This window comes from Pseudomonas sp. ES4, from assembly GCF_050586665.1.
Classification (GTDB): domain Bacteria; phylum Pseudomonadota; class Gammaproteobacteria; order Pseudomonadales; family Pseudomonadaceae; genus Aquipseudomonas; species Aquipseudomonas frederiksbergensis.
On record NZ_JBOBDO010000001.1, the window covers coordinates 1 to 14117 of the forward strand.

Here is a 14117-nt window from a genome sequence, read left to right on the forward strand (position 1 = left end):
TCTGCGTGGGAATGCCTCTAGGGACGCTCCGCGTCCAGTGACGCGGAGCGTCACGGGCTGCATTCCCACGCAGAGCGTGGGAACGATCATCACGCCCCAACCCGCGCCTGCAAACTCAAATGCGCCCTCTCCCCCGGTGCCAGGCTCAAGCTATCGGTCCCGCCACTCGCCGCTTCAACGCACACAAACTCGGAAATCTCATTCCAGCTCACGCCCAGCAACGGTCGCGAGCCCGGATGCCAGACCACCGTGTCCGCCCTGTCTCCCGTATCGATGCACAACTCGCGCTGCCAGGCGTGGTCCTTGAGCTGTAATTCACCGTCATGCTGGAACACCCGCTGACAGCCACCCTCTACCCGCAATTCGCCTTCCTGATGACAAATCTGCCGATTCAACTGGTCGTAACCCTGGGCCCCGTCCAGGCCAGACAGCGCTACCTCGCCGACGTCGCCAATACGCCAATACGCATGCAACGCCTGACTCAATTGGCACGGCAGGCTGTCCTGATGCTCGGTGCTCAGGCGCAAATCCATGCGTTCGCCCAAATGCGCGTGCAGGTCTACTTGCCAGTCGCACAACTGAAGTTGCCAGTGCAAGCGCACGCCGTCGTCATCAGTGCTGCTGTCCAGCAGCTTCCAGTCGATCAACCGTGCCCAACCATGGGAAGGCCAGGCGTTTTCGCTCGGATGACGGCCATACCACGGCCAGCACACCGGAACGCCACCACGAATCGCACCGACCTGCGGCCACTTCGCCGCGCACCAGAGCCAGGGTTTCTGGCCCTTTGGCTGGAAGTGCAGCAATTGCGCACCCTGGCGACTGAACACCGCCTGACACAGCGGATGGTCGATCACCAGCACGTCGCGCTTCTGATAGCGCTCCCACGCAAACACCGGACGTTCGCGCAAGGATTTGAAGAAGCGTTGTAGCGGATGCTCATGCATGTGCCACGGTCCTGAAAATCATGGGTGTACTCACCATCTCTGAAAACAACAGCGCTTTTGTAGCCAGTGAATGTCTCTGTGGCGAGGGAGCTTGCTCCCGCTGGGCTGCGAAGCTGCCCTAAAACCATTCACTGCGGTGCTTCAGGCAAACCGCATTCGCCGCGTTTACGACTGCTTCGCAGCCGAGCGGGAGCAAGCTCCCTCGCCACGATGCTTTCGCCAGCCGCCTGGCGGATCAGCCCCAAAAAAAAGCGGACAGCCATGGCTGTCCGCAAAAATGCGCACATAGAGAGGAGCTTATCGCAACAGCGTTAGAACACCGACTGAATTTTCAGGCCGGCGACCAGCGCGTTGTCCACTTCATCAACACCACCCGGGTGAGTGATGTATTGCAGGTTAGGACGCACGGTCAGCCAGTTGGTAACGTGGAAGCCGTAGTTGATCTCGTAGTTGTACTCGGTGCTACGCAGCGGCGAGAACAGCGGATCTTGGTAGTCGGTGACGCCATTGGCGGCGTTGACCAGCTCGGCGTTTTTCTTCACGTCATCGTTGACATGGATACGGGCGAAACCGATACCCATGTCATCTTTCGGACGTGCATCGAACGGGCCTTTGTACACAAACATCAGCGACTGATAGTTGTCGACGAAGTTGGTGTCCTTGTCGTGGAAAGTGGCGTTGGCTGCGATGTTCAGACCGCGGGACGCGTCACCGTTGTGGCTGGTGAGTTGTTGCTGCGCCACGAACCAGTAGCCGTGTTTGCTATCGTGGCTGCGATAGGCATTACCGCTGGTGGCTGCGTCATTGCCGTCGGCATCCTTGCGGACGTCATCGGCGTTGGCCGTGCTTTTGTAGTAACCGACACGGTATTCGCCCGGCAGGTTGCCAGGGTTCGGCAACCAGACCAGTTCGACCGGCAAGACGGTGCCCTTGGTACCACTGCCGCTCAGCTTGAAGCCGTTACCATGCTCCAGTTGCGACGGGTTCTGGTTGTACGCGCCGATCTGCGCATAGAACTCAGGCGAAATGTTGTACTTCACGCGGACTGCAGCCTGCATGACCGGCCAGTTGTACCAGATGTTGGTTGCCCAGTTACCCGCCTGGGAACCGCAGAACGCCAGGTTCTGGAACTCGCACGGGAAGGTGTTGAAGTCTTCGCCTTCGCCGAAGTAACCGGCCTTGACGTCCAGTTTGCCGTCGAGGAACTGGTGTTTGATCCACAGTTGGGTCAGGCGGACCATATGGCCGCGGCCGTAGACTTCCTGGGACGAACTCAAGGTGCCGGCACGCGGGTCGCCGACGCGGTCATTGGAAATGTTCTCACCGTTACGGTTGGTGAGCTGGATCTTGGCCTGGGTGTTATCCCAGCCCCACAGTTTTTGCAGGTCCAGCGCCACGCCCAGACCAAACTGGTCGGCGTAACGCGCCGTCTTGTCGTCGTTGTAGCCGCCGTGGAGGTTGGCGCCCACTTCACCGACGTAGTCCATCTTGATGTCGATACCCTGCTCGATCAGCCTGGTCCGCTCGCCACCCCAATCACCGGTCATCCATTCGGAATCGGCGCTGAACGCGTCAGCCGCATGTACGCTGCCGGCCAACATCATTGCCGCAACGGCTGACAACTGGCAGATAAGCTGAGCGTTGTTGTTCTTCTTCATCCCTACATCCTCGTTTTATTGTTATTAACTGTTTTTATCTAACGCGGTGACATCGGTTACGACGGACTACAGACCACCCGCCATGGATTTCCCCCCTGTGGGAGCGAGCCTGCTCGCGATAGCGGTGTATCAGTCGACATCGATGCTGAATGTCAGTCCGTCATCGCGAGCAGGCTCACTCCCACATTTTTTTATTTTCAGCGGCCTTTGAACTGGGCGACGTTGGCGCTGTGAGCTTCGGTTTTTGGCAGGCCGGCCACCCCCAGGCGTTCACCGGTCTTGGCATCGAACAACAGCACTTTCGATGGATCGAATTGCAGGGTCAGGGTCTCGCCCACGGCCGGTGCAACGTCCGGCGCCAGACGGCAGCAGACTTTGGTGTCATTGAGATTGACGAACACCAGGGTGTCGGGACCGGTTGGCTCGGTGACCTGGACTTCGGCACGAATGGTCGGCAAACCATTGGGCTCACTGCCGGCCAAAACGATCTGCTCCGGGCGCATGCCGAGGATCACTTCGCGGTCTTCGAGACCGGCGTCCTGCATGCCCAGCGGCAATTCGCAGCGCGCCTGACCGCTGTCGAGCAGCGCCACCAGACGACCTTCCTTGCGCTGCAAGCGCAGGGGGATGAAGTTCATCGGCGGCGAACCGATGAAGCTCGCCACGAACAGGTTGGCCGGGTTGTTGTAGATGTCTTTGGGCGTGCCGAACTGCTGGATGATCCCGTCCTTCATCACCGCCACTTTGTCGCCCAGGGTCATGGCTTCGATCTGGTCGTGGGTCACGTAGACCGTGGTGGTTTTCAGGCGCTGGTGCATCAGTTTCATTTCGGTGCGCATCTCGACGCGCAGCTTGGCGTCGAGGTTGGACAGCGGTTCGTCGAACAGGTAAATCTTCGGCCGCCGCGCCAGCGCCCGGCCCATTGCCACGCGCTGTTGCTGACCACCGGAGAGCTGGCCGGGTTTGCGGGCGAGCAAATGTTCGATCTGCAACAGCTTGGCCACACGAGCGACTTCTTCGTCGATTTCGGCGGCGGGCATTTTGCGAATCTTCAAGCCGAACGCGATGTTGTCGCGCACGCTCATCGTCGGGTACAGCGCGTAGGACTGGAACACCATGGCGATGTCGCGATCTTTGGGGCTCATGCCGCTGATGTCGGCGTCGTCCACCAGGATCGCGCCGCCGCTGATGTTTTCCAGACCGGCGATGCAGTTCATCAGCGTGGACTTACCACAGCCCGATGGACCGACCAGGATCAGGAACTCACCGTCATTGATCTTCAGTTCGATATTTTTCAGGGTGTCCGGCAAACCGGCACCGTAGGTCTTGTTGACGTTGCGTAATTCGAGAGTTGCCATGTTCTACCCCTTGACCGCGCCGGACGTCAGCCCACGCAGGAAATACTTGCCAGCGAATATGTAGACCAGCAGTGTCGGCAGCCCAGCGATCATCGCGGCAGCCATATCAACGTTGTATTCCTTGGCCCCAGTGCTGGTGTTGACCAGGTTGTTCAGGGCCACGGTAATCGGCTGTGCATCGCCACTGGCGAAGACCACGCCGAACAGGAAGTCATTCCAGATCTGGGTGAACTGCCAGATCAGGCAGACCATCACGATCGGGATCGACATCGGCAGCAGGATCTTCCAGAAAATCGTGAAGAAGCCCGCGCCATCCAGCCGCGCTGCCTTGACCAGCGCATCCGGAATGCTCACGTAGTAGTTGCGGAAGAACAGCGTGGTGAACGCCAGGCCGTAAACCACATGCACCAGCACCAGGCCGGTGGTGGTGTTGGCCAGGCCGATCTTGCCGAGGGTGAACGAGGCTGGCAGGAGCACGGTCTGGAACGGCAGGAAGCAGCCGAACAACAACAGGCCGAAGAACAGTTGCGAACCGCGGAAACGCCACATCGACAGCACATAACCGTTCATGGCACCGATGAACGTGGAGATCAGAACCGCCGGCACGGTGATTTTCACCGAGTTCCAGAAGTAGCTGCCGACACTGTCCCAGGCCTTGATCCAGCCGATGCCGTCAATCACTTGCGGCCAGCTCAGCAGGTTGCCGGTGCGGATGTCTTCCGGGGATTTGAAACTGGTCAGCAGCATCACCACCAGCGGGATCAGGTAGATCGCCGCGGCCAGCAACAGCGTGGCGTAGATTGCGATGCGGCTGAAGCTGATCGCCGGTTTTCCGAGTTGATTACTCATGGCGTTTGCCTCGCAATTCGGAGTACAGGTACGGCACCAGAATCGCCAGGATCGCGCCGAGCATCATCATGGCGCTCGCCGAACCAATGCCCATCTGGCCACGGCTGAAGGTGAAGGAATACATGAACATCGCGGGCAGGTCGGACGAGTAGCCCGGGCCGCCAGCGGTCATGGCCGCCACCAGGTCGAAGCTCTTGATCGCGATGTGCGCGAGGATCATGAAGGCGCTGAAGAACACCGGGCGCAGGCTCGGCAATACGATCTTCAGGTAGATGGTCGGCAGGCTCGCTCCGTCGACTTGCGCAGCTCGGATGATCGATTGATCGACACCCCGCAGGCCGGCCAGGAACATCGCCATCACAAACCCGGAGGCTTGCCAAACGGCGGCTATCACCAGGCAATACACCACGCGATCCTGATCCACCAGCCAGTCGAGACGAAAGCCTTCCCAGCCCCAGTCACGCAGCATCTTGTCCAGGCCCAGGCCTGGGTTGAGCAGCCATTTCCACGCGGTACCGGTGACGATCATCGAGAGCGCCATCGGGTACAGGTAAACGGTGCGGATGAAGCCTTCCTTGCGAATGCGCTGATCCAGCAGCACCGCGAGGAACACCCCCAGCACCAGGCTGATGCCGATGAACATGCCGCCGAACACCGCGAGGTTCTTGCTCGCGACCCACCAGCGATCGTTGTCCATCAGGCGGATGTATTGCTGCAGGCCGACCCATTTGTAGCTCGGCATGAAGCTCGAATTGGTGAAGGACAGAACGAATGTCCAGATGATGTAACCGTAAAAACCAACCAGGACGATCAGCATGCTTGGCGCCAAAACCAGCTTGGGAAGCCAGCGCTGCAATGCGTCGAACGGTGAGGCTTTGCTGAAAACCGCCACAGAGCTCATCGGGATAATCCAGGTGAAGAGGAAAGAAATCGGCACGGCGATCCCTTGTAGGAGTGAGCCTGCTCGCGATAGCGGTGTATCCGTCGACATCCATGTTGAATGTCAGTCAGCTATCGCGAGCAAGCCCGCTCCCACACAGGGTCACGCGGCGTCAGGGATTACTGGGCGGCTTTGACGGCCGATGCCAGTTGGGCGCTGGCCTTGGCCGGGTCAGCGTTCTTGTCGTTCATGAAGTTGGTGACCACATCGAAGATCGCGCCCTGCACAGCCAGGGAAGTGGCCATGTTGTGCGCCATGCTCGGTTGCAGGCCGCCCGTCTTCTCGTCTGCAAGGAAATCCTTGGCGGACGCTTGAGCGCAAGAATCGAAGCCCAGCGTGCTCATGTCGTTAAGCATGTCGGTGCGCACCGGGATCGAGCCTTTGTTGATGCTGAAGACTTTCTGGAAGTCTTTACCCAGCGCGACCTTGGCCAGATCCTGCTGAGCGGCGATGTCGCCTTTGCGATCGGCCTTGAGCTTGAACACAGCCATCGAGTCGATGTTGTAGGTGAAGGCTTTTTCGGTGCCCGGGAATGGCACGCACTGATAGTCCTTGCCGGCTACTTTATTGGCAGCGGTCCATTCGCTCTTCGCCCAGTCGCCCATCATCTGCATGCCGGCCTTGCCGTTGATGACGTCGGCGGCAGCGATGTTCCAGTCACGACCGGCGCGGTTCGGGTCCATGTAGCCGGTGAGTTTTTTCAGCTCGGTGAACGACTTGGTCATCTCGGCGCCCGAGAGGGTTTTCTGATCCAGGTCTACCAGGGCTTTCTTGTAACCGTCGGCGCCCATGACCGAGAGCACCACGTCTTCAAACACGGTGCTGTCCTGCCAAGGCTGGCCACCGTGGGCAAGCGCGATGAAGCCTGCGGCTTTGAGCTTGTCGCCAGCGGCATAGAATTCTTCGAGGGTGGTCGGGGCTTTTTCGATCCCGGCTTTCTTGAAGACTTCCGGGTTGATCCACAGCCAGTTGACGCGGTGAATGTTCACCGGCACGGCGACGTAGTCACCTTCGTACTTGACGGTGTCGGAGACTTTTTTCGACAGCAGGCCATCCCAGCCTTCGGACTTGGCAACGTCTTTGAGGGTGTCGGTGCTGAGCAGGCCAGTGCTGCCCCACTCCTGGATGTCCGGACCTTTGATCTGGGCAACGCCCGGCGGGTTACCGGCGACGGCGCGGCTTTTGAGTACGGTCATGGCAGTGGAACCGCCGCCACCGGCGACTGCGCCGTCCTTCCAGGTAAAGCCGTCTTTTTCGACTTGAGCCTTCAGGACATCGACCGCGGCCTTTTCACCACCAGAGGTCCACCAGTGAACGACTTCCACCGAACCTTTGGAATCGGCGGCAAGCGCACTCAGCGGGAATGCAGACAGGGGAAGCAGTGACGCGAGAGAAATGACAGTAGCGAGGCGAGAAATCGCATTCATCTAGTAGTACCTTTCTTGTTGTTATGCATGCAAGTCTGGTGCTTGCGCTGCATAGGATTCTAAACAGGGGATGCCCCTTCGCAGGTAACGAAGGGACGTTCGAATGTCACCACATGGTTACACAGGAGCGCTCTGGGATAACTGTGCCAGGGCAGTCGCCAAGCTTGGCGCCAGAGGCAATCGCGGGATCAACACGGCTTGCCAGGCGTGATAAAGATCGGGTTTACCGGCCCAGATATCGGCGCTCGGGCGGTTCTGCGGATCGAGTTCGTGGTACCAGCTGCCGCTTTCGCGGTCGATGAAATGGCTGTCGCAGAATTCCCAGAAAAGTCGGTACCAGCGTTCGTATTGCGCATCGCCTGTGCGTTTTAGCAGCGCGCTGGCGGCGGCGCTGGCTTCGCAATGGGTCCAGTGCAGGCGATGGCGAACCACGGCGCGATTGTCCCAGTCGAGGGTGTAGACAATCCCGGGCGCCCCGTCGACATCCCAGCCGTGACGGCAGTTGTGGTCGAAGAGTTTTTGCGCGTCGCCGGCGAGCCAGCCTGGCGTGAGCATCCCGGCCTTAACCCGCGCCGCTTCGAGATGCAGCATCAACCGCGCCCATTCGAAACCGTGGCCTGGCGTGGTGCCGTAGGGGCGAAAACCATCGGCCGGGTTGTCGTGGTTGTATTCGCGCAAGGGTTGCCAGTCGCGGTCGAAATGCTCGACCACCAAGTAATCGTTGGCAGCGGCGTGACCGTGGATCACCCGCTCGACGATGCGCTGGGCGCGGACCAGCCAGCGGTTATCGTCGGTGACATCGGCCAGCGCGAGAAAGGCTTCGGTGGCGTGCATGTTGCTGTTGGCGCCGCGATAGCTTTCCTCTTCACTCCAGTCGCGGTTGAAGGATTCGCGCATCGCGCCCTCCTCCTCGCTCCAGAAATGCGTGTCGATGATGTCGATGGCATCGTCGAGCAAGGCCTGCGCGCCGGGACGCTGAGCGACCACCGCAGAACTGGCGGCCAGCGCGACGAAGGCGTGCAGGTAAGCGGCTTTATCGGTGTTGCCGTCACGATGCTCGGGAGCAGCGAACCAGCCGCCGTGTTCGGCGTCACGCAATGGGCCGCTGAGGGCTTTGACGCCGTGATCCACCAGCTCGGCGAAACCCGGCAAGCCCTGGATGTGGGCCATGGCGAAGCTGTGGGTCATGCGCGCGGTGTTCATGGTTTCGGCGTGGGCGTTGGCCGCAAGGTAGCCCTTTTCATCAAGATTGCCGAAACCTTCGAAAAGCTTCGAAGCCTTGGCAAACGCCAGCAGGCGCAGGCCTTCGGCGGCGAGCCATTGCTGATGGGCGGGGGCGTTCAGCCAACTGCTGAAAGCGGGTTGGAAGATGTCCATGGGGCTGCCTTTTTTTGTTGTTATGACTGGGGGCAGTCTAAACAACGGGCGGTGGCGGGCTTGTAACGAAGGGGGCGAGTTATGTCACCGGGTTGTGACATTGACCGAGATATTGGGGTGAGCGATTACTTGTGGCGAGGGGGCTTGCCCCCGTTCGGCTGCGAAGCAGTCGCAAAACCTGCCAATACATTTCTTCCAGGTAAACCGTGGTGACTGTTTAGGACCGCTTCGCGGTCCAACGGGGGCAAGCCCCCTCGCCACAGGCTAATCAACACTACGCGGTAACTGCAACGTCACCCGCAACCCGCCTTCGCGCAAATTCTGCAGGCTGACCTCACCGCCATGGCTATGCGCAATATTTCGCGCAATCCCCAACCCCAACCCATAACCCTGCTGCTGTCCGGCCAGGCGAAAGTGCGGCTCGAACACCTGCTCCATCCGCTGTTCCGGCACGCCAGGCCCTTCATCGTCCACATGCAGGATGAACGCACTCTGGTCGTCATCAATGTGCAAATGCGCTTTCTGCCCATACTTCAAGGCATTGTCGATCAGGTTGCCGATGCAACGCTTGAGCGCCAGCGGCTTCCCCGGATACGCCGCCAGCGCACGCCCTTGCTGAGTGACGCGACCATTGCCGTTGGGCGCCAGGTACGGCTCCACCAGGCAATCAAGGACATGGTTGAGGTCCACCGGCTCGATGTTTTCGTGGATGTCGGTGTCTTTCACGCATTGCAGCGCGCCTTTGACCAGCAGCTCCAGCTCATCCAGATCACGGCCGAACTTGGCTTGCAGCGTTTCGTCTTCGAGCAGTTCAACGCGTAACCGCAAGCGGGTAATCGGCGTGCGCAAGTCATGGGAAATCGCGCTGAACAACTGGCTGCGCTCGGTCAGGTAACGGCTGATGCGTTCGCGCATCGCATTGAAGGCGCGGCCGACTTCGACCACTTCACTGCCGCCACCCTCTGCCACTGGCTCGACTTCCGCGCCAAGGGACATGTCCCGTGCTGCCCGCGCCAAACGCTTGAGCGGCCGGCTCTGCCAGTGCACCAGCAGGCCGATGAACAACAGCAAGAAGCCGCTCGTGAGCACGATGAACCAGACTTGCTGCGCCGGCAGGCCTTGCTCTTCAAGACTGGTGTAGGGCTCGGGCAACAGCGAGGCGATGTACAGCCACTCGCCCGGCGCCATCTGGATTTGCGTGACCAATACTGGCGGGTTCACCGGTTCCAGGGTCAGCGCGTAGTGCGCCCAGGAGCGCGGCAATTCATCGAGTTTCAGGCCGCCGTTGAAGATCCGCAGGTCTTCAGGACTGACGAACGTCACCGAGATATCCGTGTCCTGGCCCAGGGACTGGCGCAGCACTTCATCCACCGCTTTGAGCACGGCTTCCTTGCGCGGGGTGATCGGCAGCACTTCCATGCCCAAGGGTTTGTCGTTGAGCGTCACCACAAAACGGGTGCCGCCCATGCTGCGCAACTGGTCGAGTACCAATGGCCGAAACGCTACCGGCAGCGAGCGAAAATAACTGACGCTGGCGGTCATCGAATGAGCGAGGCTACGGGCGCTGGTGACCAGGCCTTCAAGTTGGGTGGCGCGCAATTGCGAGACCCAGATCACGCTCGACAACGTCTGGGCGAACAACACTGCCAACAGCGTCAGCAGCAACATCCGCCCGAGCAACGAACGCGGCACGGGAATCCGTGCGGCGAGTTTGCGGAAAAATTCAGTGGCCATTGCTGGCAACCACATTGGCGGCCAGTTGGTAGCCGCTGCCGCGCACGGTACGGATCAGCCGCGGCGGTTTTTCGGTGTCGCGCAGACGCTGGCGCAAACGGCTGACGGCCATATCGACGATGCGGTCGAGCGGCATCAAGTCACGACCACGGGTGGCGTTGCCGATGGTGTCGCGGTCGAGGATTTCCTGAGGGTGATCGAGGAACAGTTTCAGCAGCGCGAAATCCGCACCGGAGAGAATCACTTCTTCGCCGTCGATGTGGAACAGGCGATGGCTGACCATGTCCAGCCGCCAGTCATCGAAGGCCAGCACTTCACCACCGGAGCGCTCCTGCCCGAACTGCGCACGACGCAACAGGGCTTTGATGCGCGCCTGCAATTCACGCGGGCTGAAGGGTTTGCCGAGGTAATCGTCGGCGCCCAGTTCCAGACCGATGACGCGGTCGGCTTCGTCGGAGCTGGCCGTGAGCATGATGATCGGCACCTGAGCCTGACGCGGGTGCTGACGGATCCAGCGGCAGAGGCTGAAGCCGTCTTCGTCCGGCAGCATCACATCGAGGATCACCAGATCGCTCGGCGCCTCGTTCATCGCCTGACGAAAGCCTGCGCCGTCGGGCGTGGTACGAACCTGGAAACCGGCGCGGGTCAGGTAGGTGTCCAGCAACTCGCGTATCTCTTGATCGTCATCGACCAACAAAATCGACTTGTTGACTGAGCTCACGGGGCGGCGTCCTTGTTGTTTGAATTGGGCGGATTATGCCTGATCGTGCGTAAATTCGATCGTTCCCACGCTCTGCGTGGGAATGCCTCAAGGGACGCTCCGCGTCCAGTGACGCGGAGCGTCACGGGCTGCATTCCCACGCAGGAGCGTGGGAACGATCATTACTGTGCTTGCTCCAGCGCCACACCCGCGCCAACAAGGCCGGAATACGGCGCCGTCACCAGCCACACCGGGATGCCTTTGAAGTAATCGCTCATGCAGCCCTTGTCGGCAAAGCACCGGGCAAAGCCGCTTTCGATGAAGAAATCGGCGAACCGTGGAATCACCCCGCCGACGATGTACACACCGCCGCGCGCGCCTGTGGTCAGCACGTTGTTGCCGGCCACACGGCCCAGCCAGCAGCAGAACTGCTCAAGCACTTCCAGGGCAATCGGGTCACCGGCCAGGCCGGCCGCCGTGATCGACTCCGGGGTATCGAGCACCGGTTCATGTCCGTCCACCGCACAAATCGCCCGGTAAACCCGCGGCAAACCGCTGCCGCTCAAGGCCGTTTCAGCGCTGACATGGCCGATCTCATTGAAGATGTGCTGCCACAACTGTGTTTCCCGCGGGCTGCTCAGCGGCAAATCGACGTGACCTCCCTCCCCCGGCAACGCGGCAAACCGTCCTTCACCCAGATCCAGCAACGTGCCAACACCGAGGCCGGTCCCCGGACCGATCACCACCGCCGGCCGCAGCGGTTCCGGCGTGCCTTCACAGACCACGCGAAATTCGCCGGGCTGCAAACGGGTCATGCCCAGCGCCATCGCCGAGAAGTCGTTGACCAGCAACAGTTGATCCACCTGCAAGGCCTTGCAAAACCCCTTGCGGCTAAGTCGCCAGTGATTATTGGTGAACTTGAATTCATCACCGCTCACCGGGCCGGCGACCGACAGGCACACCGAACCGATCGAACCCGGCGCCAGGCCAAGCCCGCTCAGGTAGAGGGCAATCGCCTCTTCCGGGCTGGCATGGTCGGCCGTTGCCAGCACCTGGACCGATTCCAGCTGCTGGTTTTTCCACAACGCGAAACGTGCGTTGGTGCCACCGATGTCACCGACCAAAGCCAGTTTCAATTAAGCGTCTCCAGGGCAGAAGTAAAGGCGCTGGCGCCCTGCTCTGCGGAGCTGAAGGCCATGCGCATGAAACCAAACAGTTCGCGACCGCTGCCGATGTTGTTGCCCAATAGGCCTTTGGCAGGTTCGCGCGCTGCGAATTCTTCGGCGTCCACCTTAAGCTCCAGAGTGCCTTTGACGCCATCGACGCGAATGATATCGCCCTCCTGCACCCGCGCCAAAGCGCCGCCCACATATGCTTCGGGACTGACGTGAATCGCCGCCGGGATTTTCCCCGACGCACCGGACATGCGTCCGTCGGTGACCAGCGCCACTTTGAAGCCGCGATCCTGCAGCACGCCGAGGAACGGCGTCATCTTGTGCAGCTCCGGCATGCCGTTGGAGCGTGGGCCCTGGAAGCGCATTACCGCGACGAAATCCTTCTCCAGCAAACCAGCCTTGAACGCATCGGCCAGATCCTGCTGATCCTGGAACACCATGGCCGGTGCTTCGACGACCTGGTTTTCCAACGCGACGGCGGACACTTTCATGACACCGCGGCCGAGGTTGCCTTCCATCACCCGCAAGCCGCCCTCTGGCGAGAACGCGCGAGCGACCGGACGCAGGATGGTTTCGTCGAGGCTTTCGATCGGGCCTTCGCGCCAGACCAGTTCGCCGTTATCGAGGAACGGTTCCACGGTGTAGCGGCTCAGGCCGTGGCCGAGCACGGTGTTGACATTTTCGTGGAGCAGGCCGGCTTCCAGCAGTTCGCGGATCAGGAACGACATGCCGCCCGCCGCCTGGAAGTGGTTGATGTCGGCTTTGCCGTTCGGGTAGACGTGGCTCAGGGTCGGCACCACCTCGGAGAGGTCGGCCATGTCCTGCCAGGTCAGTTGAATGCCCGCCGCCATGGCGATCGCCGGCATGTGCAGCGTGTGGTTGGTCGAGCCGCCAGTGGCGTGCAGGGCCACGATGGAGTTGACCAGTGAACGTTCGTCGACGATTTCGCCGATCGGCATGAAGTCGCCGTTCTGCTTGGTCAGACGCGTGACTTGATGCGCCGCTTCACGGGTCAGGGCATCGCGCAACGGGGTGTTCGGGTTGACGAAAGAGGCGCCCGGCAAGTGCAGGCCCATGACTTCCATCAGCAACTGATTAGTGTTGGCGGTGCCGTAGAAGGTGCAGGTGCCAGGGCTGTGGTAGGACTTCATCTCCGATTCCAGCAGTTCCTCGCGGCTGGCCTTGCCTTCGGCATAACGCTGGCGCACATCGGCTTTCTGCTTGTTGGAAATGCCCGAGACCATCGGCCCGCCCGGCACGAAGATCGTTGGCAGATGACCGAAACGCAGCGCGCCCATCATCAAACCCGGGACGATCTTGTCGCAGATGCCGAGCATCAGCGCGCCGTCGAACATGTTGTGGGACAGCGCCACGGCGGTCGACAGCGCAATCACTTCACGGCTCGGCAGGCTCAGCTCCATGCCCGGCTCGCCTTGGGTCACGCCATCGCACATCGCAGGGGTGCCGCCGGCGAACTGGCCGACGGAGCCGATTTCGCGCAGGGCCTTTTTGATCTGTTCAGGAAAGACTTCGTACGGCTGGTGCGCCGAGAGCATGTCGTTGTAGGACGAAACAATCGCAATGTTCGCGGAGTTCATCATCCGCAGACTGTTCTTGTCGTCGGTGCCGCAACCGGCCACGCCATGGGCGAAGTTGGCGCATTGCAGCTTGCCGCGCATGGGACCGTCGCTGGCAGCACCACGAATCAGTGCAAGGTAAGCCTCACGCGTGGCGCGGCTACGGGCGATAAGCCGTTCGGTGACCTCAAGGACGCGGGGATGCATGTTTAGAACTCCAGGCTAACGGATGTGGCGACCTGATTGTCTATGCTGAGCAAGAGCCGTTGTCGATGGGATGACAGGCGGTTTTCTTGATCGGTCGGACCAGTTGATTCAGGTCACTCGTTGTAGATTGAACAAAATATTGCCATTAAAAAGGCTTGTTTTCTATTTTTA

General features: G+C 60.4%; 11 protein-coding genes. All 11 read right to left on the reverse strand.

The window, feature by feature from the left end; genetic code table 11:
• Positions 1 to 89: 89 nt before the first annotated feature.
• Complete coding sequence (locus tag ACQ4OB_RS00005) at positions 90 to 944, reverse strand: D-hexose-6-phosphate mutarotase (protein WP_430954911.1); 855 nt, start codon at positions 942 to 944, stop codon at positions 90 to 92.
• Between the two features lie 311 nt (positions 945 to 1255).
• Positions 1256 to 2602, reverse strand: a complete 1347-nt coding sequence (locus ACQ4OB_RS00010) for a carbohydrate porin (protein WP_074879383.1) — start codon at positions 2600 to 2602, stop codon at positions 1256 to 1258.
• 197 nt (positions 2603 to 2799) lie between these two features.
• The gene (locus ACQ4OB_RS00015) at positions 2800 to 3960 is read right to left on the reverse strand and encodes an ABC transporter ATP-binding protein (protein ID WP_074879386.1); all 1161 of its coding nucleotides are present in this window, start codon (positions 3958 to 3960) and stop codon (positions 2800 to 2802) included.
• Between the two features lie 3 nt (positions 3961 to 3963).
• Positions 3964 to 4809, reverse strand: coding sequence for a carbohydrate ABC transporter permease (locus tag ACQ4OB_RS00020; RefSeq protein ID WP_007902370.1), 846 nt, complete (start codon positions 4807 to 4809; stop codon positions 3964 to 3966).
• Complete coding sequence (locus tag ACQ4OB_RS00025; RefSeq protein ID WP_007902369.1) at positions 4802 to 5710, reverse strand: carbohydrate ABC transporter permease; 909 nt, start codon at positions 5708 to 5710, stop codon at positions 4802 to 4804. Before ACQ4OB_RS00025 ends, ACQ4OB_RS00020 begins: the two co-directional genes overlap by 8 nt.
• Positions 5711 to 5868: 158 nt before the next feature.
• A complete protein-coding gene (locus ACQ4OB_RS00030; protein ID WP_102616684.1) occupies positions 5869 to 7176 on the reverse strand; it encodes an ABC transporter substrate-binding protein in 1308 nt (435 codons plus the stop codon).
• Positions 7177 to 7293: 117 nt separating this feature from the next.
• The gene (locus ACQ4OB_RS00035; protein ID WP_430954912.1) at positions 7294 to 8553 is read right to left on the reverse strand and encodes an AGE family epimerase/isomerase; all 1260 of its coding nucleotides are present in this window, start codon (positions 8551 to 8553) and stop codon (positions 7294 to 7296) included.
• A 264-nt stretch (positions 8554 to 8817) separates the two neighbouring features.
• On the reverse strand, positions 8818 to 10287 hold the full coding sequence (locus tag ACQ4OB_RS00040) for an ATP-binding protein (protein ID WP_074879393.1): 1470 nt from the start codon (positions 10285 to 10287) through the stop codon (positions 8818 to 8820).
• The gene (locus ACQ4OB_RS00045; RefSeq protein WP_010457397.1) at positions 10277 to 11008 is read right to left on the reverse strand and encodes a response regulator; all 732 of its coding nucleotides are present in this window, start codon (positions 11006 to 11008) and stop codon (positions 10277 to 10279) included. The genes ACQ4OB_RS00040 and ACQ4OB_RS00045 overlap by 11 nt, the downstream gene beginning before the upstream one ends.
• Positions 11009 to 11169: 161 nt before the next feature.
• Complete coding sequence (locus ACQ4OB_RS00050) at positions 11170 to 12123, reverse strand: glucokinase (RefSeq protein WP_074879396.1); 954 nt, start codon at positions 12121 to 12123, stop codon at positions 11170 to 11172.
• Positions 12120 to 13946 carry a phosphogluconate dehydratase gene (gene edd, locus ACQ4OB_RS00055; protein ID WP_074879399.1) on the reverse strand — a complete coding sequence of 609 codons (1827 nt, stop codon included), beginning with the start codon at positions 13944 to 13946 and terminating at the stop codon, positions 12120 to 12122. Before edd ends, ACQ4OB_RS00050 begins: the two co-directional genes overlap by 4 nt.
• Positions 13947 to 14117 lie beyond the last annotated feature (171 nt).

Bases quoted from the DNA above. Each gene is read 5' to 3' on its own strand.
- ACQ4OB_RS00005 (WP_430954911.1), bottom strand. From the start codon at position 944: ATGCATGAGCATCCGCTACAACGCTTCTTCAAATCCTTGCGCGAACGT.
- ACQ4OB_RS00015 (WP_074879386.1), bottom strand. From the start codon at position 3,960: ATGGCAACTCTCGAATTACGCAACGTCAACAAGACCTACGGTGCCGGT.
- ACQ4OB_RS00035 (WP_430954912.1), bottom strand. From the start codon at position 8,553: ATGGACATCTTCCAACCCGCTTTCAGCAGTTGGCTGAACGCCCCCGCC.
- ACQ4OB_RS00030 (WP_102616684.1), bottom strand. From the start codon at position 7,176: ATGAATGCGATTTCTCGCCTCGCTACTGTCATTTCTCTCGCGTCACTG.
- ACQ4OB_RS00040 (WP_074879393.1), bottom strand. From the start codon at position 10,287: ATGGCCACTGAATTTTTCCGCAAACTCGCCGCACGGATTCCCGTGCCG.
- ACQ4OB_RS00020 (WP_007902370.1), bottom strand. From the start codon at position 4,809: ATGAGTAATCAACTCGGAAAACCGGCGATCAGCTTCAGCCGCATCGCA.
- edd (WP_074879399.1), bottom strand. From the start codon at position 13,946: ATGCATCCCCGCGTCCTTGAGGTCACCGAACGGCTTATCGCCCGTAGC.
- ACQ4OB_RS00010 (WP_074879383.1), bottom strand. From the start codon at position 2,602: ATGAAGAAGAACAACAACGCTCAGCTTATCTGCCAGTTGTCAGCCGTT.
- ACQ4OB_RS00025 (WP_007902369.1), bottom strand. From the start codon at position 5,710: ATGAGCTCTGTGGCGGTTTTCAGCAAAGCCTCACCGTTCGACGCATTG.